The following is a 25,213-nucleotide window of genomic DNA, read 5'->3' on the forward strand; positions in this document are numbered from 1 at the left end:
CCCCATCACCCCGTCACCTCATCACCTCATCACCCCGTCACCCCATCACCTCCGCCCCCGCCTGCGCGCCAAACCTGGGATGACTCATGTCTCGGGCAAAATAGCGGCCCATTACACCGTAGCCGATCAGGCCTGCCCACTCCCGCAGCACCAAAAACTGCCGCCGCCTAAAGTTCAGGCTGCTGGGCACCGGGCTGGGGTGGGGGGTAACCTCAAACCCCAGGCTGCGAAAGGTGAGCAGCGATCGCGCCATGTGGGGCGGGTCGGTCACCAGAATGAGCCGCTCAATGCCTCGGGGCTGTAGCAGCGCCGCTGTGAAAATGGCGTTCTCGTTGGTGGTGGCCGAGCAGGGCTCGCCGTCGATATCTGCCGCTGGCACCCCGGCCGCCTCTAGCATGGCCTGAATTTCGGTGGCATCGCCGCGACCGCTGGCAAACACCAGCGGTGCCCGCTGCTGCTGCCACAGCTTGGCCGCCACTCGGACTCGGCTGGGCCGAAAATCGCCTCCCCGCCCCAGCACCACAATGGCATCGGCGGGCTGGCCATTGTCTTGGGGGATCAGCAGGGAAAGGCCTTCACCGCCCAGTTTGGCCCCCAGCGGCGACAGCCCCAGACCGTAGAGCAGCAAAAGCAGCACCCCCGCCAGACTGGCCTGGCGCTTCCACGGCCAGGAGCGAAAGATCCAGGGGGCGGCAATCAGCAAGGTCAGCAAGGGAAGCATCAGGCTGGGCTGCAAAACCAGGTTGAGCAGCCGCCATATCGATCGCGTCAGGTGCCCCGCAGACGTAACCACACACATTGAAATATCAACCACGGTAGACCTCCAGCTGGGCTAAGACATCAGCCTCAAGATGCTCGTTCTATAATGCACGGCATTGGCGGTGGAGAATGTCGGCCTCCATACTGGCCCAAGGGCGACACAACCGACAGGCGAAGCTCGGCCTTTCACGGCCGCTGCGGCCCTGACCCGCTTAGGCTAGTCCTACTCCCCTCCACCGTGTAACCGTTCATTACGGTAGACGAAGTTATTTTAAACCTGTGCCACCCCTGCTGTTTTTTACCGTTTCTTTATGCATAGTTCGTCTCCCACTGCCGCCGTTGCCGCCCCTGCTGCCCCTGCCGACAGCCTGCGGGTTGCCTTTGCCCCCCTCTCGCTGCCGGAGGTCTACGCCGCCGCCGATGACCCGGCCAACGGGGCCGTGGTGGTGATGAGCGGCATGGTGCGCAACAACAGCGAAGGCAAGGCGGTGGTGGCGCTGGAGTACCAGGCCTACGAACCCATGGCCCTGGAGGTGTTTAAGCAAATTGCCGCCCAAATTCGAGCCACCTGGCCCGATGCCACCCGCGTGGCAATCCACCACCGCACCGGCAAACTTGCCGTGGGCGACATTAGCGTGCTGGTGGCGGTGGGCTGCCCCCACCGGGCGGAGGCGTTTGCGGCCTGTCAGTATGCGATCGACACCCTCAAGCACAACGCCCCGATCTGGAAGAAAGAGCACTGGGAGGATGGCTCCACCAGCTGGGTTAGCATTGGGGCCTGCGAGCAGGGTTCAGAAAGTTGCTGAAATTTTCTGGCTTTGGCCACCCAGCTACCCAGATAATTCAGTCCGAGCCTTCATGAGAATCATCAAATGTTCAAGCTGTTCGTAAACATCAAGCTCGGCGACCTCAGCCTCTGTTAGGATCCCTCCACGGTTTTTGTCGAGCAGGGAACTGAGGCGGTTTTGGGCTGCGGAAGAAACTTTGAAGGCGAGGATATCTTGTGGCGTGGGGCGAGTCACCAAAAAATCGAGGACTTCGAGGTAAGCCTGGGGAATCTCTGGCAAGTGAGCGGTCGCCGCTGCTAAAGAGGTTGAGGTGGAAACGCCCTCGCCCACTAATTGGCTCAATAACTCGGGTAGACGGTGACGAATGGGTTCTAATTGTTCCGCCAACTCGTCTGAAATTCGAATGGTCAACTCAGCCATTTCGATAGGTTGTTTATGGAGCAGTGATTGGCATAGGCTGCTTTATTCTAGACCTTGTGTTGACTCTGGCGGCTCTCGATCAGGTTGAGCCGCTCTTGCTCCACCAGCCGTCGGTGGCTCCGCTGCCTTCGCCTCGATCCAATCTGTCTAGCCCGTCGATAAGAAGGCTATCTAGGGAATCTTTGGCCTGCCGCCGTCGCTGGTCTAGCCGCACCAGGGCCAGGAAGTAGTCATCGGCAGAGGCGTAGCCGCTTTGGGCAACCTGCTCATCTACATAGGCTTTGAGGTTGTCGGGCAGAGAAATGGTGATGTGACTCACGGTGGGGGTTCCTCAAGCGGCTAAAGGCTTTCTATGTCAGGGCTTGTGAGAGCGAGCGATAGGAGCCTGCCTTTAGTTTATGCCTTTTGCTAGATTCGCCAGGGTAAGGGCTATAACAGAGGCAGCAAAAAATGCGGGTGAGAGCAAATGGCGCGCAACGAAGCCTACCAGGAAGCAGAACGGCGGATTGAAGCAGCTCGCCAAGAGGGAGCGACAGAACTCGATCTCAGTCACCTGGAATTGACGGAATTACCAGAGGCGATCGCATCTCTCACCCAGTTGCAATCGCTCAACCTCCATAACAATCAACTGACGGCATTACCGGAAGCGATCGCGGCTCTGGCCCAGTTGCAATCGCTTAACCTCTCTGAGAATAAATTGACGGAATTATCAGAGGCGATCGCCGCGCTCACCCAGCTAGAAAACCTTAAAATATCCTATAACAAATTAACAAGTTTGCCAGATGCGATTACTACCCTTGATCAGTTAAAAGTAATTGATCTAGTTAATAACCAATTATCAAAACTACCTGATGGGATCGCTTCACTAGCTTGCCTAGAAGGCCTTTTCTTGGGATGGAATTTATTTGATGAAATTCCTGAGTCCATAAGACAACTAAAGCAATTGAAGCGTTTTTTCATTCAAAATAATTGCTTAGGAGAGATTCCAGAATGGATTGGAGAGCTTCGATCCTTAAGGGGCTTAGGGGTCGATGGGAATAATTTGACTAGTTTGCCTTTATCAATGAAAGACTTGATTGATTTAGGGGATCTTAGGCTGGGAGCGTTTGGTAGCGGGAATCCACTGAGCCAACTTCCAATGCAGCTCCGGCAGCTAAGAGGGTGTTTGAAAAGTCGGTCCGTGGGTAAAAAAGCTCACTCCGTGTAAGTTGCAGATAGAAGTCAGCAATGCCGGAGTGAGACGATGAGTAAAGACTACCCCAGCAATTTAACCCGTGCCCAATACGAGCTGCTGAGTGACTTGCTGCCTGAGGCCAAACCAGGCGGACGACCCCGCAGCGTGGATCTGTGGGAGCTGCTCAATGCCATGATGTATCTCCTGGTAGAAGGGTGCCGTTGGCGGGCCTTGCCGGGAGACTTTCCGCCATGGCAGACGGTGTACACCTACTTCCGGAACTGGCGCAAGGACGGCACCTGGATCATCATTCATGACCACTTGCGCGAGTGGACTCGGATTGAGCAAGACCGACACCCTCAACCGTCAGAAGCCGTCATCGATAGTCAGAGCGTGAAAAGCGCGGCCATGGTGCATGAGGCCGTTGGCTATGATGCGGGCAAAAAGATTAAAGGACGTAAACGGTTTCTGGGCGTCGATACCTTCGGCTTGGTGCTGCGGGTGCTGGTCACCGCCGCCAGTGTGCCGGAGCGTGAGGGGGGTAAGCAACTCCTCAAGCGCGTCAAAGCGATGGGGCCTGCCATCTCGAGACTGACCATTATTTGGGCGGATGGGGGCTTTGATGGCCCTGCTTTCATGATGTGGGTGATGGATACCTGTCGTTGGATTCTCCAAGTCGTGCTGCGACCTCAACAAACTAAAGGGTTCGTGCTGCTCAAGAAACGCTGGGTGGTGGAGCGTACCCTCGGTTGGCTGATGGGGTGCCGACGTTTGGTGCGAGATTATGAACTGCTACCCGAAACCTCAGAGACCCTCATCTACCTGGCCATGATCCGTATTATGGTCAGGCGGTTGGCATAATTTTTGACCCCTCAGATCTTTTAAAACGTCCTCTAAGGAACATCACAGAACTTTTTGCTGAAAAATGCTTGTTAAAAGTTGTCCCAAGTTGGATTTGTGAGATCGGAAATCTGAAGTATCTAAAGTTTGCTGGAAATGATATTCAGGATTTGCCAGCATCCTTGGCCAATTTAATCTATTTAGAGGAGCTGGACCTTGAGAATAATCCTCTTTCTTCAGACCTTGCTGCTGCTTATACACAAGGTATTAAATCCGTAATGCAATATTTACGGGCAAGAATAGATGGAGAGGTGGAGCTGAATGAAGCAAAGCTGGTTCTGGTTGGCGAAGGTGAGGTTGGGAAGAGTTGCCTGTTAGGAGCTTTACGGGGAGATCAATGGGTAGATAGTCGCTCCACAACTCATGGCATTGAAATTAAGCCAGTAACGGTCAAAGCCGCCAAAATCGAAACGGATATTACCCTCAACGGTTGGGATTTTGGTGGTCAGCGAGTATATCGTCCCACCCACCAGCTATTTTTTAGTTCGACTGCCGTCTATTTGGTAGTGTGGAAGCCACGAGAGGGGCCGCAGCAGGGTTTTGTCAAAGAGTGGATTACGCTGATCAAACATCGTGAACCCGATGCCAAAGTGCTAGTGGTCGCTACCCACGGCGGCCCTGGTCAGCGCCAGCCCGATATTGACCGGCAAGAATTAATTGACCTGTTTGGCAGCGATACGGTTGTCGGCTTCTTTCATGTCGATAGCAAGCCCCATCCCGACACTCATACTTGTACCGGCATTGCCGAATTGCGAGAGGCCATTGCCAATGTTGCCGCTACTTTACCCGGCATGGGTCGTCTTGTACCTACTAAATGGCAGCAAATTCGTGAACTGCTCGAAGCATCTGGCAAAACCCATATGCCTTACGCAGACGTGCTTGCCCTCTGCGAGGAGCATGGGCTAGAGGGCTTTGCTGCCGAACTGTTTGTGCGCGTATCCCATACCCTCGGCTATCTCATCCACTACGACTACGACGAAATTCTGAAAGACATCGTCATCCTCCAGCCCGACTGGTTGGCCAAAGCCATTAGCTACGTTCTTGACGATGAAACCACCCGCCAGCGCAATGGGCTAGTCGAGTTTGACCATCTCAGTCACCTGTGGAGCTATCCCCCCTTTGAGGGCGAAACCGGCTATCCCAAAGAACTCCACCCCATCTTTCTGCGGCTAATGGAGCGCTTTGACCTGTCCTACAAAGTTGTCCTCGACCCGGCAAATCCCGCAGCCAGCACCACCAGCCTGATTGCCCAACTCGTGCCCGACCAGCGGCCAGATCAGCTGCCCAACTGGGACGAACAGCCAGAAGGGGGAGACCGACAACAGGTGCAAATCTGCCGCATTGTGGACGATCGCGGTCAGAGCGGCAACGCCGAAGGCTTGTTCTACCAGCTCATCGTGCGCCTGCACAAATACTCCCTGGGCCGAAACAACTACAAAGACAGCATCCACTGGCAGCGGGGCCTCATGCTCGACAACGACTACAACGGTCGCGCCCTGCTAGAGCACATCGGCAACGATGTCAAAATCACCGTCCGCGCCGCCTATCCAGAACGATTTCTCTCCTACCTCACCGAAGAAGTCAAATGGCTTGTGGAGAGTTTCTGGGAAGGGCTGAACTGCAACATCATGGTGCCTTGCATTGCTCCCTGCGGCATGGAAGCCCCCGGACATGGGCTATTCGAGGTGCAAAAACTGATCGAAAGCAAAAAGAAGAATCGCCCAGAGTTTCCCTGTACGGTTTCGGGCTGCGACGAGTGGCAAAATATCGATCAGCTGCTAAACAATGCTGCAACTACTCCTGCCCCGTCTCAAGATCTTGGCCTAGAACAATTTCGTACGGTTGTTAAAGACGAACTTAAAGTAATTCGTAGAGATTTGGTAACGCTCGATCATCGAGAGCAGCAACGGCATCAAGCGTTGTCAAAAGATCAGCAAGCCATTATGAGCCAAATCGATCAGCAGTTTGCCTACCTCATGCAAATGCTCACCGATGAAGCCAAAGACGGCCCGCGCCTTTTCAGCTTCAAGCCCGTTAACCCTGGGTTCTTCGATCGCCCCAAGTGGATCAGCGAAAAATTTCAGCTCACCCTCTGGTGCGAACATGCCCGCAAACCTCTGCCCGTGCTTAATGAAGGTAGTCAGCAGGGCGTCTATGAACTCGAACTCAACCGTGAGTGGTTTACCAAAGCGGTGCCCTACTTTAAACTCGTTACCGGCACCCTGAGCCTGGTCTTACCTGTTGCCGCTTCAACCACCCAGTTCATGCTTGATGATGCCACCTACAAAGGCATTCAAGAAGAATTGGATCTCGGCCAAAAAAGCCTGGAGTTTGGCATCAAAGGCAGCAACACAGCCGTCGATTGGCAGACCAAACGCGATGGTGCCGAGTTTGAACAAGGGGAAGCCATTCGCGCCCAAGGGGCAATGCTCCGAGAACTCCACACGTTGCTCCAAGACAAAGACCCTGGTTTTGGTGGACTAGTGCGAGTCCAGAACAAGCGGCGAGAGTTTCTGTGGGTTCACACAGATTTTGTTAGCGAATATTAGATTGAGCGGTATACAACCACCTAGAGACGAAACTCGACTCACCACCAACAGGTCTATGCACGTAATACCACTACCATCTGAAAGAAGGAGCACTGGCACGATGGCTCGACCAGCTGGGTCAGCATCGGCGCTTGCGAAGAGAATTAGTGCGCCGCCTTGTCAGCAGAACGCAATAGCCTTTATTGGTCTCGATCGAGCAGGGTTTGAATATCTTGAGCACCCTAGAAAACCCTAACAATTTCGATGCTATTGGTTTGAAAGGCGATAGAAAATTAGATATCGTTTGAAGCCTTTCACATATCACTTGCGCAGGCTTTTGAGCCGTTCCTGGGCACTGGGGTAAGCGCTTCCCATACTGGGCGTATGGGCCAAAGTCGCAAAGGTTTCGCGAGCGGCATCAAAAAAATCTAAGGCTTTGTCATAATCGCTCTCTGCTAGATACCCAAAGTGCTCTCTCAGATCCAGGCGGGCTGGCTATGAAACAGCGATCCTAAGCATTGCGCCGATTCTGATGGCTCGCGACCAGGTCGAGCCGGTCTTGCTCCCACCAGCCGTCGGTGGCTGCGTGGCCTTCTGCTCGCTCTAGGCTGTCTAGCCCGTCAATGAGTAGGCTACCGAGAGTCTCCTTAGTGGTGCAGAAAACCCCTGAAACCCTTATAGATAAAGGTGAGCTTAAGCTACCTGCCTACTGAAAGTAGATAAATGGCAGAAAAGATGTACATCGCGATTGTACCTCTGCCCGCTTAAAGTAAATTCAGTAGTCTTTTCCCTGTTGGTCTATGTAGCACCACAGCCATTGCTCGCCCAGTTCAGCCGAGCTAATGACAGAATGCCCTGTGGTTTCGTAGTGGCGACGAGCGTGCTGGTGCTCAGAAGAATCGCAGCACAGCATTGTGCCGCAGGTCTGGCAGATGCGCAAATGCACCCAGCGGCCATTAATCCGAATGCACTCTTCGCAGCGAAAGACCGGATAGTTTGCCTTGGGAATAATCGTTTCTGCCGTAAAGTCGTTGAGATGTTGACAACTCATAGAAAAATCCCTGCCGCAAGATGAAATTGATGATTGTATTTAGTTGTAATTTAGCTGTAGTCTTTTGAGCGCGGAGCTGCTCACGCGCTGCACCATGCTGACTCCCACCGCTGGCGGCACGCGCTACGGTCATCTCTAGATCGCGGTTAATCATTGTGGTCACCCCCTACCTGATATGTGAGTTCAACCCGGAGCAGGGCGGCAAAACTCACTTCAGCGCGTCGAAGGTATCGCCTAGGGCAGAGGTAAGGGTTTGGCGAGTTTGGGCGTGGGCCTGCTGCTCGGCCTGCAATCGCTGGGTCAGCTCCTGGCAGCGCTGCACCAGCCCATCGAGCTGCTGCTGCAGGCCGAGCAGCGAGTCAACAGCGGCAATGTCTTGCCCAAGCACCGTGCTAGGGGCAGCGGCCAGACGCTGCTGCAAGGCCTCCAGCTGGGCCTGAAAGTCTACGGTTTCCTCGCGGCGCTGGCGGGCTTCGGTTTCGTAAAGGCGACGCCAGTTGGCGGCACTGTTGTAGGCCTGGTCGCGGTCTTTTTGGGTGTCGGCAAGCTGCCGTTGGAGGGTGCGCACCTCCGCAATCCACTGGGTCAGGTCTTGGGACATGGCAATTACGATGGACAACAGAGCCAGAATCGGAGCCGAGCTGGCCCCGGAGCTAGTACAGCAGCCGGGTGAGAATGCCCGGCGCTGGCAGCACAATCATAACCAACAGTGTCAAGGCCAGCAGCCCCAGAAAATCGCGGCGATCGTCCAGCTCGCTGACGTCGTTGAGGGCGGGCTGGTCTGCCGCTGGAATAAAGAAAAGCAGAATGGCCCAGATCATAAGCTCTGGGTGGACCAGGGCAAGGCCAAACACCAGCAGCCGGGCCACGCGCCCAACAACGCCGCCAATCCGCTGGCCGTACATGGCGTGAACAATGTGGCCGCCGTCGAGCTGGCCCACGGGCATCAGGTTGAGGGCCGTGACCACCAGGCCCAGACAGCCCGCGATCGCCACCGGATGCAGGTGGATCGCCTGGTCGGCAGACACGTTGGCCCCCAGCACCAGCTTGGAGAGCAGCGTCAGCATCAGCGAGGCCTTGGGGTCTAGGGCCTCAAAGTTCAGCAGGCTGGAGCCATCCTTGGGCATGGGCACCACCGTCGACTGGCTCAGCCCCCAGAGCAGGAGGGGAATCGCCACGACCAGCCCCGACAGCGGCCCGGCAATGCCCACATCAAACAGGGCGCGGCGGTTGGGCACCGGCGACTTCATTTGAATAAACGCCCCCAGGGTACCCAGAAAAAACGGCACCGGAATGAAGTAGGGCAGAGTGACTCGCATGCCGTAGCGACGGGCGGCCAGGTAGTGGCCCATCTCGTGGCAGCCCAAAATAATCAGCAGCCCCAGGGCGTAGGGCAGCCCCTGCAAAATCAGGGCTGGCGACGCCTGGAGCTGGGCCTCGGTGACCCCGGCCAGGTAGGTGCCCACCGCCGTAGTGGTGAACAGGGTGACGGTCAGCAGGCCCAGGGCCAGCCCCGGACGGGTGAGGGGTTGGGCGCGATCGCTCCTTTCCGTCTGGGGGTTAGGCACCAGCGCAAACACCGGCTTGCCCTGCAAACCCTCCTGAAAAAGCACCAAAAAGCGATCGCCAAAGTGGCGGCGAATATTGTCGCGCACCGTATCGTAGGCCACTGTCGGCGACGCCCTCAGCTGCCCCCGACAGATCATCGCCTGGGGACGGTACTCAATGTTTTGCAGGTAATACACCGACCACGGAAAACAGCCCTGCAGCATGGCCTCTTCGTCTTTGTCGATGGGGCGCAGGGCAGCGGGTTTGGGCGGTATCGGTGGGGCGGCAGGGGGCTCGCTCGCCGCCGCCGGGGTGGCCTTGAGTTCGGAGCGGCGACCCTTTTGAATGAGCGCCCAATAGAGCAGCGGACAGGCCACAAAAAGCCCCAGCAGCAGGGCCGTAGGCGCAGGCGCTTCGCTGCCGTTGACGATCACCCAACCCGTGAGAATAAACGCTGGCAACATCATCACCAGCCACAGCAGCCACACCGGAGTACGGGTGATACGGCTAACGCTGCGCTCAAGCAGCACATAGGTCAGCAGACCAAGAACTAAAAGCCAGAAAAACACCATCGAATAGCCAGTGGAGTGCGACGATTGAAGCCAGAGTGAAGCCAGAGCAATCCGCTTCAGTAAAGACAGGCCATGGAGGCAGATTTACAAAACCGACTCAGGCAGCCGGGACATAGGACTGGCCCAGACAGCGGGGACGGGGTTCCGTTAGTATAGGCGTTTCAAAGGTGTTTCTCACCCCTTCTCCTGCGCCCCATGACAGCAGCTTCAGCCCCGATTTCCCCCACCCCCAAGGCTCCGCGCTCAGTATTCGACACTGTGTATGTGTTCCCCCCCAACCGCGATACCCAAGGAGCCACCGCCTACTTCATTCTAAACAACACCTCTGACGCTCGACCCGCCAATCTGCTGATCGATTCTCCCGCCTGGGACGAGGACCACCGCGAGTGGCTGGTCTCACGCGGCGGCGTGCGGTGGCTCTTTCTCACCCATCGGGGGGGCATTGGTCGAGCGGCGGCCATCCAAAAAGCCCTCAACTGTCAGGTGGTGATTCAGGAACAGGAGGCCTACCTGCTGCCCGACACCCCCACTACCACCTTTCATCACAGCTTCAGGTTTAGCCCTGAGCTAGAGGCCTTTTGGACCCCTGGCCACTCCCCAGGCTCGGCCTGCCTCTACTACAGTGCCTACGGAGGCACCCTCTTTACCGGACGGCACCTGCTGCCCAACCGCCAGGGCCAGCCAGAGCCCCTGCGGCTGGCCAAGACCTTTCACTGGCCCCGTCAGCTGCGGCAGGTAGAGGCGCTCAAAACTCGCTTTTCCGCCGATACTCTGGCCCATCTCTGCCCCGGGGCCAGCACGGGCTTTCTGCGGGGGCAGCGCACCATCGATCGCGCCTACGAACGGCTACAGCAGATCGATATCGACCAGTTGCGGGGGGCACAGGCGCTGCTCTAGCCACAGTGAATTCTGCATCCCATCGGCACCCCAAACAGGCGGCAGGTTTTGTCGCTCCCTTATCTCGATCCGCCATTCTGTGGCACTCTGGGAAGTGGATATGCAAGATAGGCGATCGCCATAAACCGGCCCTCTGGGCCATCGCCACCATCCCTGTTTCCCCGCCCCGGCAACCATTGAGCAAAGGCTATGCAAACGCTTCCTAACCCTGTCTCCCAAGCCCCCATCGACCCCGCCTTTGATCCCTTCGCCCCTACCATTTACCGCCGCCAGACCCGCCCGGTACCCGTAGGCAGCGTCACCATTGGGGGCGGCCACCCGGTGGTCGTACAGTCGATGATCAACGAAGACACCCTCGACATCCAAGGCTCCGCCGCTGCCATTCGCCGCCTGCACGAAATCGGCTGTGAAATCGTCCGGGTCACGGTGCCCAGTATGGCCCACGCCAAAGCCCTGGCCGACATTCGCAAAATCTTAGAAGATACCTACCAACCTGTCCCCCTGGTGGCCGACGTCCACCACAACGGCATGAAAATTGCCCTGGAAGTGGCCAAGCACGTAGACAAGGTGCGCATCAACCCCGGCCTCTACGTGTTTGAAAAGCCCCAGACCGATCGCACCGGCTATTCCCAAACCGAGTTTGAAGACATTGGCGCCAAAATTCGCGAAACCCTAGAGCCCCTGGTGGTCTCCCTCAGGGATCAGGGCAAAGCCATGCGCATTGGCGTCAACCACGGCTCCCTGGCCGAGCGAATGCTGTTTACCTACGGCGACACCCCCGAGGGCATGGTGGAGTCGGCCCTAGAATTTATCCGCATCTGCGAATCCCTCGACTTTCATAACCTGGTGATTTCCCTTAAGGCGTCGCGGGTGCCGGTCATGGTCGCCGCCTACCGCCTGATGGCCCACCGCATGGACGAGCTGGGCATGGATTACCCGCTGCACCTGGGCGTCACCGAAGCAGGCGATGGCGAGTACGGCCGCATCAAGTCCACCGCCGGAATCGCCACCCTGCTGGCCCAGGGCATCGGCGACACCATTCGCGTCTCGCTGACCGAAGCGCCAGAAAAAGAAATTCCGGTGTGCTACAGCATTTTGCAGGCCCTGGGCCTGCGCAAGACCATGGTGGAATATGTCGCCTGCCCCTCCTGCGGGCGCACCCTGTTTAACCTCGAAGATGTGCTCCACGAGGTGCGCGAAGCCACCAAACACCTCACCGGACTGGATATTGCCGTCATGGGCTGCATCGTCAACGGCCCTGGCGAAATGGCCGATGCCGACTACGGCTACGTGGGCAAAACCCCCGGCTATATCTCCCTGTACCGGGGCCGCGATGAGATCAAAAAAGTCCCCGAAGCCCAAGGGGTGGCAGAGCTGATCAACCTGATCAAGGCCGATGGGCGATGGGTTGAGCCCTAGGGGAGTATGGGAGTAGGGGAGTACGGGAGGAGACGGGGTTTACTCGTCTGCGGTGGGGGAATTTTCCCTCAGGGTGGCTTGCACCTGCTCAAGCAGCCAGGTGTTAAACAGCTCATCTAGCAGGCGCTGGCGGGTCGCCTCGTCGAGACGGGCGGGCAGAAACTTCTCCAGCCGCACCACCACAAACCATTCCCCCACGCGGGTGGGAGGCCAGAGCTGCCCCGGCTGACTGATGGAGAGAATGCGGGCCAGGGTCGGGTGCGGCACCGATAGCTCGACGGGGCCAATCAGGCCGCCGGTTTGGGCTTCCTGCCCTTCGGAGTACTGTCGGGCCAGGTCGGCAAAGGGCTGACCGTCGTCTTGAATGCGAAAGAAAAGCTCCTGGGCCAGGCCCGCTTCTCGGGTGCGAATGAGGGAATACAGCACCCGGTCGAGGTTGCTTTTGCGCTGTAAAAAATAAGACTCAACCTTGGCACCCCAGGCATCGAGCTTGTGCTGCTGTAGCTTCTGGGCTCGCTCGGCAAAAAAAACCAGATCGGCTTCGGTTATGCCCCGCTGGGCTAGAAAATTCTGGCGCTGCTCAGGACTGGTGACCTGATTGGTTCGCAAAAACGCCTCAATGGCCTGGGCCGACTGCTCTGGAGTCAGGGCAATATCGGCAGTGACCTGGTCGATGATTAGTTCTTTGACCAGGGCGGGCAGCATGCCGTAGCGACGCAGCAGGGGCAGCACATCGGCGGCGGCCAACAGCTGGGAGCCAAGGCTTAGAACCGGGCTAAAATCGTGGGTCGAAGGGGTATTCACGGTAAAAAAGAGCGCAGCGGACCAACTAGCCCAACCTTATCGCATTCTGCGCAGTCGTTCCCCGTGGTGCAGGCCGTGAAGGCTGGATGAGCTGGGCTTTACAGACTTTCAGCCCAGGGATTTGCGGCAAAAATTTGGGGCAGGTCGTCTGGGATTGACCGGGCTGCTACAATCCACCCAATCTGTTATTTCGTCCCCAAGGACAATGCCATGCCTCGGCCTACCATTCCCGTGGTGTCTTACCCCGATCTGCTGAGTACCACGGCAGAGCGGCAGCGGGCGATCGCCACCCTAGGCCAGGCCCTTGAGAACGTAGGATTTTTCATCCTCGAACCGCACCCGGTTTCGCCCGAGGTGGTGCGGCGGGCCTATCAGGTGGCGGCGGCGGTGTTTGCCCTGCCGGAAGCGGCCAAGGTGCGATACTCACTGCCCCAGCAGCAGGGGTCGGGCGGATTTTCCAGCCTGGGCAGCGAGCAGGCCAAGGGGTACACCGTCCCAGACCTGAAAGAGTTCTGGCATATCAACCGCCACAGTCTCAGCCATGCCGAGGCTCCCTGGCCCCAGGAGGTGCCCTCCTTTCGCCCGGTTATGACCCGCCTCTACCAGCAGCTTATGGCCTGCGCTGAGGTGGTGCTCGAAGCCTGCGCCGAGTATCTAGGCCAACCCCAGGACTGGCTGGTGGCCATGGCCACCGGAGGCAACACTGTGCTGCGCCTGGCCCACTATCCGGCGGTGGAGGTGGCGCCCCTGGGCAGCCTGCGGGCCGCTCCCCACGAAGACATCAATTTGATTACGCTGCTTTGCGAAGCCACCGCCCCTGGGCTTGAAATTTTGACCCGGACGGGGCAGTGGCTGCCCGTGCAGACCCATCCCGGCCAGATTGTGGTCGATACGGGCGATATGCTGCAAAGTCTGACGAACGGTCTGTTTAAGAGCACCACCCATCGGGTGGTCAATCCCCAGTCAAACAATCAGGCGCGCCTGTCGATGCCGTTTTTTGTCCATCCCCGGCCCGAGGTAGACCTGACCCCCGAGCCAACGCTGGTGGAGCGCACCGGGGGCACGGCTCAGTTTCCGCCGATTACCGCCGCTGCCTATCTGGCCCAGCGGCTGGGGGAGATTCAGGTAGAGCCGGTTAGCTAAAGAAGGTAAGGAAGGTGAGGAGATGAGAAAGATAGGGAAGGTGGGGGAGGTGAGGGGATGAGAAAGATAGGGAAGGTGGGGGAGGTGAGGGGATGAGAAAGATAGGGAAGGTAAGGAAGATAACGAGGATAGGAGACGGTAAGAATAACCCGTGTATTTTAGTGTCTACTTTACTCATCCCCTCATCTCCCCATCCCCTCATCTCCCCACCCCCTCATCTCCTCATCCTCCCATCCCCTCATCCCCCGATGCCGAGGCGACCGGCCAGACTGGGGGTAAGCGGCAGCAGCACGGTTAGGGCCAAAAACAGGGCCAGCAGGCTGAGGGCGGCGCGGGCATCGTTGGGTTCAGAAATGTCGTTGAGGCAGGGGCGCTCTGGGGCGCGCTGCAAGAGGAAAATGACCCCGGCCCAGTAGAGCGCCAGGGGGTTGGCCAACGATACCAGGGCCAAAACCACCAGGGTAAATACCGTGGTGCGATTCAGAGTTTTGCGGCCGTAGATGGCCTGCACCATGCGGCCGCCGTCGAGCTGTCCCGCGGGCATGAGATTGAGGGCCGTAATCACCAGGCCCAGCCAGCCCATGATGGTGAGCGGATGAATATCGACCAGCGGTTCTTGCAGAGCCGCGCCTAGCACCACCCGCGCCAGGGCACCGATTAAAATCGAGCCCTGGAAAAACCCGGCTGGAATCTGAAAGGCGCTGCCGGGATGGGACAGCAGCAGCCCTCCCACCAGCATGGCCAGGGAAACCAGCCCGCCAGCGGCAGGCCCCGCCAGGGCGATGTCGAACAGTACGCTGCGGTTGGGCAGCAGCGACTCAAACCGGGTGAGGCTGCCAAAGGCTCCAATTTGCCAGGCGGGAATGAGAAAGGGCGGACTGAGGCGGATATTGTAGCGGCGGGCGGTGGTCCAGTGCCCCGCCTCGTGGGCGATTAAGATGGCTAGCAGGGCCAGTAAGAAGGGCAGCGCCGCCCGCCAGCGAGAAAAGTCCTGCACCAGGTCAAAGCCCTGCAAAATCGCTCCGGCCTCTAGCCCTGTGAAGATTGTGGCGATCGCCAGGAACCCCGCCAGCGCCCACTGGGTCGGGGTGGTTATAGCGGGGTCGGCAGTGGCGGGCAGCACCACGACGGTGGGCTTTTGCTCCAGGTTTTCGACCAGAAACAGGCGGTAGCGATCGCCCAGCCGCTCCTCCAGCGCTGCCGCTAGCTGGGCTCGGGTAGCCGCCGGTTCGCCCCGCAGGTTGCCGCGAAAAATCGCCCCCTGGTCGTAGGGGATGGTCTCGGTGCGGAAGTAGGTGTCGAGGCCAAAAATGCCCTCAATCTGGGCCAGATCTTCGGCGGGAATGGAGATAGCGGCAGAGGAATCTGCGGGGGCGGCGGTGGGCTGGTCGGTGGCGTCAAAACCGTCGCGATCGCCAGCGGCCGGTTCTGCCGCCGCCGCCGTCGGGCGCTGGGTCGAGAGCATGTCCTGGCCCAGGGCGCGCAGCCGTCGCCCCAGATAGATGTACAGGCCCGTAGACCCCAGCAGCAGCAGCAGCACCCCGGCCAGGTTAATGTAAATGCCCAGGGCAAATAGCCCAAAGAACAGCAGCCACGGGCCCATCAGCACCACCGACTGGAGCCAGGCCAAAACACCCACGCTGCCGTAGGGCTGGGCGCGGCGGTAGCCCCAGACTAAAATCGCGATCGCCGCCAGCAAAATTAACCCAGTAATCACCATAGTGCTGCCGTTGCTAGCCTCCTCAAATACGCCCTAAAGCGCCCGTAATCCGGCGCAAAACCGGTGCAAAATCCCCATCAGTCTACCGTTGATGGGTCGGAGCCGGCCAGCCGAGTCGGGCTTGGGGTTAACTTCAATGGCTCCGGCAGCGGCGCCCTGGGGGCAGCAGCGGGGGCAAACCCAATCCCATGGCTGTGGGGCCAGGATTAAGGTGCTTAAATAAAGCCAGATACCTCGCCCTGCGCCGCCAGGGGTGCAATTTTGTTTTTCGCCGCCCCGCGCTATGACCCCACCGTCCCCCAACCCCGCCCAGCAGGACAGCAATCCCAGCTATGGCCCCAGCAGTGATCCCAGTAACGGCTCCAATAACGGCACCGATCCTGACCTCGGCGCGCTGACCCCTCGGCTTTTTTCACCCCCTCCCAGCCCCGATGCCCTGGCCGATGGTCCGCCCGAACTGCCCACCCAGCGGCTCGATCTCGACCCGTCCGACCCGATGAATGCCGGGCCAGTTCTGGTGGACCCCGCCGTCACCTCCGCCAGCGCCATCACCCTGGTATCGGTGGCCGTTATTGGGCTGGGGCTGATTGTCGGCAGTTTCTGGCTCACCCTGGCCGGATCGCTGGTGGCAACGCTGGTGTCCGTGCGGCTTATGTGGCCTTTCTTTCGGGAGGTGCTGGGGGAACTGTCGCCCCGGCAGCAGGCGCTGCTGATCGCCATTCCTGGGGCGCTCATCGGCATCGCCGGGCTGATGAGCATTACCGGCATCAACCGCGCCATTGTGACCTGGGGGTTGACCCTGCGGTGGGATATTCTCGGTTCCCTGGGCGATTTTTTGGGGGCGATCGGGCAAATTTTCATTGCCTTTTTGGCCCTGTTTGTGGCCTGGCGGCAGTACGTCATTTCCCGCGACCTGACCCGCCAGCAAAACCTGATTACCCAGCAGCAAACCATTGACGCCTTCTTCCAGGGCATCTCAGAGCTGGTGCTAGATGACGAGGGCTTGCTCGAAGACTGGCCCCAGGAGCGAATTATTGCCGAAGCCCGCACCGCCGCCATTCTGAGCAGTGTCGATGCGGGCGGCAAAGCCAAGGTGATTCGCTTTCTGTCACGCTCCAAACTGCTCACTCCCCTGCGGCGGGACAGTCGCCTGGGGCGGCCAATCTTAGACGGGCGGGGCGGCTATGAAGAAGACCTGGCCCAGGGCACCCGCGTCATCGATCTGGGGGCGATGCTGGCCGCCGTCGATCTCACAGGCACCGACCTGCGCTGGGCCGACCTCAGCGAAACCAACCTGATTCGCGCCGACCTGCGCCGGGCCGACCTGGTGAGAACCAATTTTGCTAGGTCCATTTTGTACCAGGCCAACCTGGCCGGGGCCGACCTGATGGAGGCGCGGCTGTTCTACGGCCCCGTGGACACCGCCACCCCTCGCACCCGCACGGGCGCGCCCGACTACACTACCGGGGTCAATACCGGAGCCGTGGTGGAAGGGGCTAACCTAAGCGGCGTCTATCGCCTGTCGGAGGATCAGCGCCGCTACCTCTGCGCCTGGGGGGGCGAAGGCACGCGGGCCACGGTCCCCGGCGGCTGTGCCGACATTCCCAATCTGCTGGGTCGGTGATGGCGATTTTGGATTGAGCTGGCTGTAGGAGTTTGGGGTATCAGCTTAAAGCGGGACAAATTGTCTAGAAAGCCGTCAGAAGCCAGGAGCCAGAAGGCCAAGCCCTCTTAGCTTCTGGCTTCTGACTCCTGAATTCTCGTACCGGCCTTGTCCCGGCTTACGTTGATACCCGGAGTTTGGACAGTTATCCAGGCCTTCTGGCTGCTAGCCAAACTCGGGAATGCTGCCCAGTTTGCGAACCGCCACTGAGACCTCCATGCCCAGGTAGTCGTCGGCGTCGCCAAACCACGAGCCCGCCAGGGGAATGGCCTGGCCGGGGTGCCGCGCGATCGCCACCGCGATCAGGTCAAACCCTTCGGTAATGCGGTTGGTGGGGTCGTACACCAGCCAGCCAGCCCCCGGCAGATACACCTGAAGCCAGGCGTGGGTGGCCCCCGAACCGGTCATGCCCACATCGCCGCCGTCGAGGGCCGAGTCGTACAGGTAGCCCGACACAAACCGACAGGCAAACCCCAGCCGCCGCAGGGTTTCCATCATCAACCAGGCGTAGTCGCGGCAGGTGCCCGACCTCAGCTTCAGGGTTTCGCCGGGGGCCTGGGTGCCTTCTTCCTCCCGGCCCCGGTAGGTAAAGGTGTCGCGGATGGCGTTCATGATCCGGCTTAGCACGTCGCTGGTCGTGTCGCGATCGCCGGAGACAAAATGCTTGGCCCAGGCCGCCACCGAGCCGTCGGGGTCTTCGGCGTGGGGCCGCAGATAGACGGCCAAATCCGTCCATTCGTCGGGGGTGTACTGCACCGGCACCTCGTTGGCCCTGGGGTCTAAGGGAAAGGCTTCAATGCTCTGGTTGCCAAAGTGCTCGCCCCGAAACCGGCAGGTGACGGTGAGTTCCTGAGCCGGTTCCTTCACATCAATGACCGCCACGTTGTTGGATAGGGTATCGCTGACCCAGTGCACCCTGGCGGGCACGTTAGTGTCGAGGGAGTAGCCCAACAACCGCCCGCTGTAGTTGCCCCGAGGCAAAAACATTGCCCGATGGGAGCCAAAGGTAACCGGCTTGGCGTAGCGATAGCGAGTAACGTGCTCAACTTCATAGATAACGGACATGGGGCAGGCCTAGAAAGGGGTCTCAGTTCTTTGTTGTACTACGGGTTAACACTCTAGAAATGGGCAGTTCGCAACTTCGCTTCAGACCATAGCGACTGGGGCCATACAGTCCAGCGCTCGACCCAGCGCAGAACTGCTTAAAGACTTGGCCTGGGATCAGTTCAGAGGTGCTCTGCTTGAGCCCGGTCCGGCACAAAAGAGTTAACTTTTGTAAGATCTCCCCAGCACCCTTTGCGCAGCGGGAGACAGGGCTACGGCATGGAACGATTTAACCTGACGGGGTTTAGACGGTTTTGGGCGATCGCCAGGGCCTACTGGTTTGGCGACGAAAAGTGGAAAGCCGGGGGCCTGCTGCTGCTGATTACGGTGTTTTTGCTGGGCTATACCGGCCTCAGCGTGGTGCTCAACAACAAGCGCGGCGTGCTGATCTCGGCCCTCTCGGCCCAGGATGAGGCCCGCTTTTGGGAAACGGTGCTGGTGTTTATTGGGGTGCTGGTGGCCTACGCGCCGCTGCTGGCGGGCTACGAGTATCTGCAAAAGCGTCTGGGGCTGGAGTGGCGGCGCTGGCTGACCGGGCGGTTTGTGGGCGACTACTTCCGCGATCGCGCCTTTTACGACATCCAGCAGTTCCAGCCCGACATCGACAACCCCGACCAGCGCATCGCTGAAGATGTCAAGAACTTCACCCAGCAGTCCCTGGCGCTGCTGCTGCTGGTGGTCAGCTCGGTGCTCCAGGTGATCGCCTTCAGCAGCGTGCTGTGGGGCATTTCAAAATCGCTGGTGGGGTTCCTGGTGCTCTACGCCCTGGTGGGCACCCTGGTGACGGTGCTGATCTTCGGCCAGCCCCTGGTGCGGCTCAACTTTGAGCAGCTGAAGCGGGAGGCCAACTTTCGCTTTAGCCTGGTGCGCATTCGCGAAAATGCCGAGGCGATCGCCTTCTACCGGGGCGAAGCCCAGGAGGCCAGCCAGGTGAACAGCCGCTTTATGGCCGCCTTTGAGAACTTCAAGCGCTTGATTATCTGGGAGCTCAACCTCAACGCCCTCACCAACGCCTACGAGTTCATTCCCTTTGTGCTGCCCGCGATCGTGGTCGCCCCCGCCGTGTTTGCGGGCGATATTGAAGTGGGCAAGGTTTCTGAGGCCCAGGGGGCGTTTGTGCGGGTCTTCTTTTCGCTCAACGTGGTGGTGGCCCGGTTCCAGGAACTGACCTCCTTTGGCGCCGGGATCGATCGCCTCTACGGCTTTGCCGAAGCCCTTAACCACGGGGAGATTGAGCCCACCAAACCCACCGTGACTCAGGACGCCACAAAGCCAGAGACCACCAAGCCGATGTCCTCTCAGCCAGAGGGCGAACGCGCCACGCCCGAACCCACCGCGCTAGAGGATACCGAGCCCGAGACGGCCAGCCAGCCCAAAATCGCCATCGCCACCGCCAATTCCCTTTCCCTAGAGGACTTCACGCTGCAAACCCCCAACTACCAGCGCACCCTGGTCAAAGATCTCTCCATTCAGGTGCCCGACCACAGCGGACTGCTGATTGTGGGGCCGAGCGGCTGCGGTAAAAGCTCGCTGCTGCGGGCGATCGCGGGCCTGTGGCACTCCGGCAGCGGCACCATCCACCGTCCGGCGCTGGACAATATTTTGTTTCTGCCCCAGCGGCCCTACATGATCTTGGGCACTCTGCGGGAGCAGCTGCTCTACCCCCACACCCAACAGAATGTTGAGGACAGCGCTCTACAGACGGCGCTGGAGACGGTGAATCTGGCCAACCTGGCGGAACGCTTTGGCGGCTTTGACGCGATCGAGGAATGGGGCGATGTGCTGTCCCTAGGCGAGCAACAGCGGCTCACCTTTGCCCGCATTTTGCTAAATCAGCCCGACTTTGCCATTCTCGATGAGGCCACCAGCGCGCTAGATCTGGCCAATGAAGCAAAACTTTACGAGCATCTGCGCCACAGCGGCACCACCTATGTCAGCGTCGGCCATCGCGAATCGCTCAACGCCTACCATCAAACCACCCTGGAACTGGGAGAAGACAACACCTGGACGCTAAAGACCTCCGGTTTGGCGACGGCGGATGCCTAGAGCAGATTCCTAGGATTGGATGACATTTTTGCCGCAGCAGCCCGTTTAGTGGTGACAGCTACCGATTGAGCTGGGGTTACTGCTTACCCTGGACCGAGATACATGGCCCCGTAGATTACTGGCTGACGTTAGATTAGGCCACAAGTTCTCAAGTTTTCACAATCTACAGGATCCTTTGCCAGTCTGCCTCTCTGGCCCCAGCCCAGCAGATAAAAAGCCAAATGCCTCTACAAAAGAGGCGTATTTACGTCAAGGTAGTTAAGATGATGAGATTACCAACGCAGAAAATAAGTACCTTAGTCCACATCTTAAGAATTAATTAATTTTTAGGCTACAATCTCTATGGGTAACGAGGAGTGTCGTTATGTTTGTCCGATTAGCCGAGCAGCACCGCCAATTTGTTAGGGACCTGGTCATGAACCTGCAAGCGCTGGCCACGGTGCTTGAGGGTATGGGCTATCTAGCCTCCTGCTATACCTGCGGTGGCCAGCTCAACAGTGCCTCCTTTATGGTGAGCCTGGGCGACGATCACCTGATTCGCTTTTTGGTGTCAGACTACGGCATCACCTGGACCGAGATGCGCGACGATCGCGAACTGATGAAGCTAGAGGGCGCTGAAGCCATTCACCAGCTGCAAGAACTGGCCACGCTGGTCAAATTTCGCATTCAGCCCGTGGGCTCTCAGCAGAAGGTATCGACTAAAGCCTAGGCTGGCGTCAAGTCTAAAAATTTAGGGCTGCTGCAGGTTGGCAGCAGCGGAGCGATCGCGCGGTTTGCGCTCTGCGCGTCTAAGCTGAGTTCTGCGATCGCACCACCCAGCCCACAAGTTTAGGTTTGACAGCCTACTAGAACTCCCGGGCCAATCGGTCCGCTGCCCTATCGTGATTGCGCAGCGCCAGTTTGCCAGCCCTCCCCCGCTAGGGCCAAAGGGCACCGATGATAGCCATCGGTGCCCTTTGGCGTTGTCTTGTCCCTAAGCGGGTACAACCGTCCGTTCCAGACCCGCCAGCCCAAAGGCGTTGTGCACGGCTCGCAGGGCTGTAACACCCTCGGTTTCAGCCACCACGCAGCTGATTTTGATCTCAGAGGTGGCAATCATTTGCAGGTTAATGCCCTGCTGCGACAGCGCTTTGAACATGCGCGCCGCCACGCCGGGGGCGTAGATCATGCCGGTGCCCACGACGCTGACCTTGGCAATTTCCTCGTCCACGGCCACATCTCCAAAGCCCAGTTCGGCTGCCGCCGCCTCAACCACGGCCTTAGCGGTCTGGGCATCGCCCTGGGCCACGGTAAAGGCGATGTCGCGGGTGGCCTGCCCGTTCACCAGGCGGCAGCGCTGGGACTGAATGATCATGTCTACGCTGACTCCGTGGGTGGCCAGCAGCTGAAAGATTTTTGCCGCCATGCCGGGGCGATCGGGCACGTGGCGAATGGCGACGCGGGCCTGCTTCAGGTCTAGGGCGGCGCCGCGCACCTCCGGCACCCTGAGACTGGCCGTGGGCGCACTGCCCTGGGGCATCGGTGACGAGGTGACCTCAAAGGCATCGCAGAGGACCGCAATGGCGCGATCGCAGTCCTCCACATCGATCGTGCAGCTGACCTTCACCTCCGAGGTCGAAATCAGCTGGATGTTGATCCCCGCTGCCGCCAGGGAGGAAAACATGTGGGCCGCCACTCCAGGCCTGCCAATCATGCCCGCTCCGGCGATGCTGATTTTGGCCATGCGCTGGTCCACCATCACCTCAGCCTGGCTGGTATCGGTGGGGTTGCTGCGCAGGGCGGGGGCGATCGCCGCCGCCACCGCCTCGGCCCGAGCTAGGTTGGCCTTAACCATGGTGAAGGCGATGTCGTTGGTGTTGCCCTCGTGGATCGACTGGATAATCAAGTCGACATTCAGCGCCTGGGTGGCCAGTTCGCCAAACAGTCGGGCGGCAATGCCGGGGCGATCGGGAATGCGCAGCAGCGCCACCTTGACCTGGTCGGTGTCAAACTCAACGGCGTCCACCGGGTGGGCCAGCTCTAGCCCCTCCAGGGGCCGAGGCTGAGGCCTGGGCGAAATCACGCGGGTGCCGGGCTCATCGGTCCAGCTCGATCGCACCACCAGGGTAACGCCGTAGTTGCGGGCGATTTCCACCGCGCGGGGGTGCAGCACCTTGGCACCCAGGCTGGCCAGCTCCAGCATTTCGTCACTGGTGATCTCCTCCATCAGCTGGGCCTCGGGCACCAGGCGGGGGTCAGTGGTGAGAATGCCGGGCACATCGGTGTAGATTTCGCATTTCTCGGCCCCCAGCGCCGCCGCCAGCGCCACCGCCGAAGTGTCCGAGCCGCCCCGGCCCAGGGTGGTAATTTCCAAATCCGAGGTCTGGCTAATGCCCTGAAACCCCGCCACCACGATCACCTTGCCCTCGCTGAGGTGGCGCTGGAGGCGATCGGTTTTAATTTTGAGAATGCGGGCGCGGGTGTGCTCGGCCTCGGTGACAATGCCCACCTGAGCCCCAGTCAGCGAAATTGCCTCCTGGTTCTGGGCGTGCAGGGCCATGGTCAGCAGCGCGATCGAGACCTGCTCGCCGGTCGAGAGCAGCATGTCCATCTCGCGGCGGCTGGGCTGATTGGTAATGTCGGCGGCCAGCTTCACCAGGCCGTCGGTGGTCTTGCCCATGGCCGAGACCACCACCACCACCGAGTTGCCCGCCTCCACCGTGGCCTTGACCCGCCGGGCCACCGCCTGAATGCGCTCTACGGTGCCAACGGAGGTGCCCCCATATTTTTGTACGATCAGCGCCATGGTGTTGTCGTTTGCCTCCCTGCGAGGGTTGAGTACCGCCCCTAGAGCATCGCGGCCTTACCCTTTACGCGCCCGCCTTGCCTAAATTTGGGGTGTTTAAAGTTCTCCAAATTCTAGCCCTATACCGCCGCCCCAGAACGCCATTGGGCGCCGCGTGGCAACGAGATTTTGGGCAGAGGATGGTTACAGCCAGATCGTTTACTCTACCAGGCTGGAGCCTACCAACAACAGCCCCCAACCGCAGCTTGCCTCAATCTTGATCGGGTTAAAGGGATATAGCACAGCGCACAGTATTTAGCGGTATTCTGCTTTATAACGAAAAGTAACAACCTGCTTTCCCCTTTCCCACTATTGCCATGCAGACCGTCAAACGCCCTATCGACTCCAGCATCATGGCCCAAGACACGGTCCTTGAAACCCCTTGCCCAACCCTTGACGTGCCGCCGGTTACCCCTGGCAAACCCCAGGTGGTGATTATTGGCGGCGGCTTTGGTGGTCTCTACGCCGCTCAGCAGCTGGGTCGGGCCGATGTGGAGGTAACCCTGATCGACAAGCGCAACTTTCATCTGTTTCAGCCTTTGCTGTACCAAGTGGCCATGGGAGGCTTGTCCCCAGGGGATATTGCGTCGCCGCTGCGGGGGGTGCTGAGCGCTCAAAAAAATACGCGAGTGCTGATGGGCGAGGTCACCGACATTGACCCTGAGCAGCAGGTGGTCAAGCTCAAAGACAACCGCACCATTGCCTACGACAACCTGATTGTGGCTACGGGCATGAGCCACTTCTACTTTGGCCGCGACGACTGGGCCGACGTGGCCCCTGGCCTGAAAACCGTAGAAGACGCCCTGGAGATGCGGCGACGAATTTTTGCGGCCTTCGAAAAAGCAGAGAACACCAGCGATCCAGAGCTAAAACAGAGCCTGCTGACCTTTGTGATCGTGGGCGGTGGCCCCACCGGGGTGGAACTGGCCGGGTCGCTGGCGGAGCTGGCTTACCACACCCTGCGCAACGACTTTCGCGACATCGACACCACCGCCAGCCGTATTTTGCTGGTCGAAGGCATGGACCGGGTGCTGCCGCCTTTTCCCCCCGAGCTGTCGGCCCGCGCCCAGGCTGACCTGGAGAAAATGGGGGTGCAGGTGATGACCAAATCGCTGGTCACCAATATTGAAGGCCACGAGATCACCCTCAAGCAGGGTGACGAGTTGACTACCCTGCGGGCGGGCACGGTGCTGTGGGCGGCGGGCGTGCGCGACCCCGGCATGGGCGGTATTTTGGCCGATCGCACCGGGGCAGAGCGCGATCGCTCGGGCCGAGTCATGGTCAGCGATGATCTCAGCCTGCCGACCCACCCCAATATTTTTGTGGTGGGCGACCTGGCTCACTTTGCCCACCAGGAAAATCGTCCCCTGCCCGGCGTCGCCCCCGTCGCCATGCAGGAGGGCAAGTACGTGGCCCGGCTGATTCAGAAACGGCTCAAGGGTGAAGCCACGGCCCCCTTTGAGTACAAAGACACCGGCAGCCTAGCGGTGATTGGGCGCCACGCCGCCGTCGTCAACTTGCCCTGGGCGAAGCTCACCGGCTTCCCCGCCTGGTTTGTGTGGCTGTTTGTGCACATCTTCTATCTGATCGAATTCGACAACAAACTCCTCGTCATGACCCAGTGGGGGGCCAACTACTTCACCCGCAAGCAGGGGTCGCGCTTGATTACCGAGAAGGTAATCGAGAAGGTGGAGGTCGGTGCGGCTAGCTCCAGCTAGCGAGTTCCAGCGGGGAGCGATGGGGGCGGGTTGGGGGGCCTAGCGCGCGATCGCTGCCCCGCTCAATCCAGCTTTCCCCGTTTAAACTCGACCGCGCAGCCGCTAGTGTTTTAGGGGTACCCTGCATCGTTTTTC

General features: G+C 59.3%; 21 protein-coding genes. 11 read left to right on the plus strand and 10 right to left on the minus strand.

Annotated elements, in window-relative coordinates; all coding sequences use genetic code 11:
• Nucleotides 1-37 precede the first annotated feature (37 nt).
• The gene (locus LEPTO7104_RS0100645) at nucleotides 38-814 is read right to left on the minus strand and encodes a YdcF family protein (RefSeq protein WP_225886903.1); all 777 of its coding nucleotides are present in this window, start codon (nucleotides 812-814) and stop codon (nucleotides 38-40) included.
• A 256-nt stretch (nucleotides 815-1,070) separates the two neighbouring features.
• Here LEPTO7104_RS0100645 and LEPTO7104_RS0100650 point away from each other — a divergent pair, with 256 nt between their 5' ends.
• Nucleotides 1,071-1,565 carry a molybdenum cofactor biosynthesis protein MoaE gene (locus tag LEPTO7104_RS0100650; RefSeq protein WP_017296607.1) on the plus strand — a complete coding sequence of 165 codons (495 nt, stop codon included), beginning with the start codon at nucleotides 1,071-1,073 and terminating at the stop codon, nucleotides 1,563-1,565.
• A gap of 24 nt (nucleotides 1,566-1,589) precedes the next feature.
• On the opposite strand, the gene LEPTO7104_RS0100655 is transcribed toward LEPTO7104_RS0100650, so the two are convergent.
• Both LEPTO7104_RS0100655 and LEPTO7104_RS32150 read right to left on the minus strand, forming a co-directional pair.
• Nucleotides 1,590-1,967 (minus strand): hypothetical protein, encoded by a 378-nt coding sequence (locus tag LEPTO7104_RS0100655; protein ID WP_017296608.1) that lies wholly within the window; start codon nucleotides 1,965-1,967, stop codon nucleotides 1,590-1,592.
• A gap of 79 nt (nucleotides 1,968-2,046) precedes the next feature.
• On the minus strand, nucleotides 2,047-2,286 hold the full coding sequence (locus tag LEPTO7104_RS32150) for a ribbon-helix-helix domain-containing protein (RefSeq protein WP_017296609.1): 240 nt from the start codon (nucleotides 2,284-2,286) through the stop codon (nucleotides 2,047-2,049).
• Nucleotides 2,287-2,433: 147 nt separating this feature from the next.
• Here LEPTO7104_RS32150 and LEPTO7104_RS32155 point away from each other — a divergent pair, with 147 nt between their 5' ends.
• The 3 genes from LEPTO7104_RS32155 to LEPTO7104_RS32160 all read left to right on the plus strand — a co-directional run bounded on the left by LEPTO7104_RS32155 (nucleotide 2,434) and on the right by LEPTO7104_RS32160 (nucleotide 6,590).
• Nucleotides 2,434-3,174, plus strand: coding sequence for a leucine-rich repeat domain-containing protein (locus LEPTO7104_RS32155; RefSeq protein WP_051158463.1), 741 nt, complete (start codon nucleotides 2,434-2,436; stop codon nucleotides 3,172-3,174).
• A 36-nt stretch (nucleotides 3,175-3,210) separates the two neighbouring features.
• Entirely contained in the window at nucleotides 3,211-4,002 is a 792-nt protein-coding gene (locus tag LEPTO7104_RS0100670) for an IS5 family transposase (RefSeq protein ID WP_017296610.1), read from the plus strand.
• A gap of 257 nt (nucleotides 4,003-4,259) precedes the next feature.
• On the plus strand, nucleotides 4,260-6,590 hold the full coding sequence (locus tag LEPTO7104_RS32160) for a COR domain-containing protein (protein WP_225886904.1): 2,331 nt from the start codon (nucleotides 4,260-4,262) through the stop codon (nucleotides 6,588-6,590).
• A gap of 754 nt (nucleotides 6,591-7,344) precedes the next feature.
• On the opposite strand, the gene LEPTO7104_RS0100680 is transcribed toward LEPTO7104_RS32160, so the two are convergent.
• From LEPTO7104_RS0100680 to LEPTO7104_RS0100690, 3 genes are all read right to left on the minus strand, one after another.
• Nucleotides 7,345-7,620 carry a UBP-type zinc finger domain-containing protein gene (locus tag LEPTO7104_RS0100680; RefSeq protein WP_017296611.1) on the minus strand — a complete coding sequence of 92 codons (276 nt, stop codon included), beginning with the start codon at nucleotides 7,618-7,620 and terminating at the stop codon, nucleotides 7,345-7,347.
• Nucleotides 7,621-7,828: 208 nt separating this feature from the next.
• Nucleotides 7,829-8,221, minus strand: coding sequence for a hypothetical protein (locus LEPTO7104_RS0100685; RefSeq protein ID WP_017296612.1), 393 nt, complete (start codon nucleotides 8,219-8,221; stop codon nucleotides 7,829-7,831).
• A gap of 52 nt (nucleotides 8,222-8,273) precedes the next feature.
• Nucleotides 8,274-9,740 carry a site-2 protease family protein gene (locus tag LEPTO7104_RS0100690; protein WP_017296613.1) on the minus strand — a complete coding sequence of 489 codons (1,467 nt, stop codon included), beginning with the start codon at nucleotides 9,738-9,740 and terminating at the stop codon, nucleotides 8,274-8,276.
• 195 nt (nucleotides 9,741-9,935) lie between these two features.
• Here LEPTO7104_RS0100690 and LEPTO7104_RS0100695 point away from each other — a divergent pair, with 195 nt between their 5' ends.
• Both LEPTO7104_RS0100695 and ispG read left to right on the plus strand, forming a co-directional pair.
• Entirely contained in the window at nucleotides 9,936-10,637 is a 702-nt protein-coding gene (locus tag LEPTO7104_RS0100695) for an MBL fold metallo-hydrolase (protein ID WP_017296614.1), read from the plus strand.
• Between the two features lie 189 nt (nucleotides 10,638-10,826).
• Nucleotides 10,827-12,056, plus strand: coding sequence for a (E)-4-hydroxy-3-methylbut-2-enyl-diphosphate synthase (gene ispG, locus LEPTO7104_RS0100700; RefSeq protein WP_017296615.1), 1,230 nt, complete (start codon nucleotides 10,827-10,829; stop codon nucleotides 12,054-12,056).
• A 39-nt stretch (nucleotides 12,057-12,095) separates the two neighbouring features.
• Here ispG and LEPTO7104_RS0100705 read toward each other — a convergent pair whose 3' ends face one another.
• Complete coding sequence (locus tag LEPTO7104_RS0100705) at nucleotides 12,096-12,860, minus strand: peptidylprolyl isomerase (RefSeq protein ID WP_017296616.1); 765 nt, start codon at nucleotides 12,858-12,860, stop codon at nucleotides 12,096-12,098.
• A gap of 210 nt (nucleotides 12,861-13,070) precedes the next feature.
• Here LEPTO7104_RS0100705 and LEPTO7104_RS0100710 point away from each other — a divergent pair, with 210 nt between their 5' ends.
• Nucleotides 13,071-14,003: an isopenicillin N synthase family dioxygenase gene (locus LEPTO7104_RS0100710; protein ID WP_017296617.1), complete on the plus strand. Its 933-nt coding sequence runs from the start codon at nucleotides 13,071-13,073 to the stop codon at nucleotides 14,001-14,003.
• 238 nt (nucleotides 14,004-14,241) lie between these two features.
• Here LEPTO7104_RS0100710 and LEPTO7104_RS0100715 read toward each other — a convergent pair whose 3' ends face one another.
• On the minus strand, nucleotides 14,242-15,723 hold the full coding sequence (locus tag LEPTO7104_RS0100715; RefSeq protein ID WP_017296618.1) for a site-2 protease family protein: 1,482 nt from the start codon (nucleotides 15,721-15,723) through the stop codon (nucleotides 14,242-14,244).
• Nucleotides 15,724-16,006: 283 nt separating this feature from the next.
• Here LEPTO7104_RS0100715 and LEPTO7104_RS0100720 point away from each other — a divergent pair, with 283 nt between their 5' ends.
• Nucleotides 16,007-17,347, plus strand: coding sequence for a pentapeptide repeat-containing protein (locus tag LEPTO7104_RS0100720; RefSeq protein ID WP_017296619.1), 1,341 nt, complete (start codon nucleotides 16,007-16,009; stop codon nucleotides 17,345-17,347).
• Between the two features lie 204 nt (nucleotides 17,348-17,551).
• Here LEPTO7104_RS0100720 and LEPTO7104_RS0100725 read toward each other — a convergent pair whose 3' ends face one another.
• On the minus strand, nucleotides 17,552-18,451 hold the full coding sequence (locus LEPTO7104_RS0100725; RefSeq protein ID WP_017296620.1) for a transglutaminase family protein: 900 nt from the start codon (nucleotides 18,449-18,451) through the stop codon (nucleotides 17,552-17,554).
• A gap of 258 nt (nucleotides 18,452-18,709) precedes the next feature.
• Between LEPTO7104_RS0100725 and LEPTO7104_RS0100730 the strand changes: the two genes are divergently transcribed.
• Both LEPTO7104_RS0100730 and LEPTO7104_RS0100735 read left to right on the plus strand, forming a co-directional pair.
• Nucleotides 18,710-20,536 carry an ABC transporter ATP-binding protein/permease gene (locus LEPTO7104_RS0100730; protein ID WP_017296621.1) on the plus strand — a complete coding sequence of 609 codons (1,827 nt, stop codon included), beginning with the start codon at nucleotides 18,710-18,712 and terminating at the stop codon, nucleotides 20,534-20,536.
• A gap of 364 nt (nucleotides 20,537-20,900) precedes the next feature.
• Nucleotides 20,901-21,245 (plus strand): DUF1815 family protein, encoded by a 345-nt coding sequence (locus LEPTO7104_RS0100735; protein ID WP_017296622.1) that lies wholly within the window; start codon nucleotides 20,901-20,903, stop codon nucleotides 21,243-21,245.
• 264 nt (nucleotides 21,246-21,509) lie between these two features.
• Here LEPTO7104_RS0100735 and LEPTO7104_RS0100740 read toward each other — a convergent pair whose 3' ends face one another.
• Complete coding sequence (locus LEPTO7104_RS0100740) at nucleotides 21,510-23,321, minus strand: aspartate kinase (protein WP_017296623.1); 1,812 nt, start codon at nucleotides 23,319-23,321, stop codon at nucleotides 21,510-21,512.
• 356 nt (nucleotides 23,322-23,677) lie between these two features.
• Here LEPTO7104_RS0100740 and LEPTO7104_RS0100745 point away from each other — a divergent pair, with 356 nt between their 5' ends.
• A complete protein-coding gene (locus tag LEPTO7104_RS0100745; RefSeq protein ID WP_017296624.1) occupies nucleotides 23,678-25,078 on the plus strand; it encodes an NAD(P)/FAD-dependent oxidoreductase in 1,401 nt (466 codons plus the stop codon).
• Nucleotides 25,079-25,213 lie beyond the last annotated feature (135 nt).

The organism is Nodosilinea nodulosa PCC 7104 (assembly GCF_000309385.1).
In the GTDB taxonomy this organism is placed as follows: domain Bacteria; phylum Cyanobacteriota; class Cyanobacteriia; order Phormidesmidales; family Phormidesmidaceae; genus Nodosilinea; species Nodosilinea nodulosa.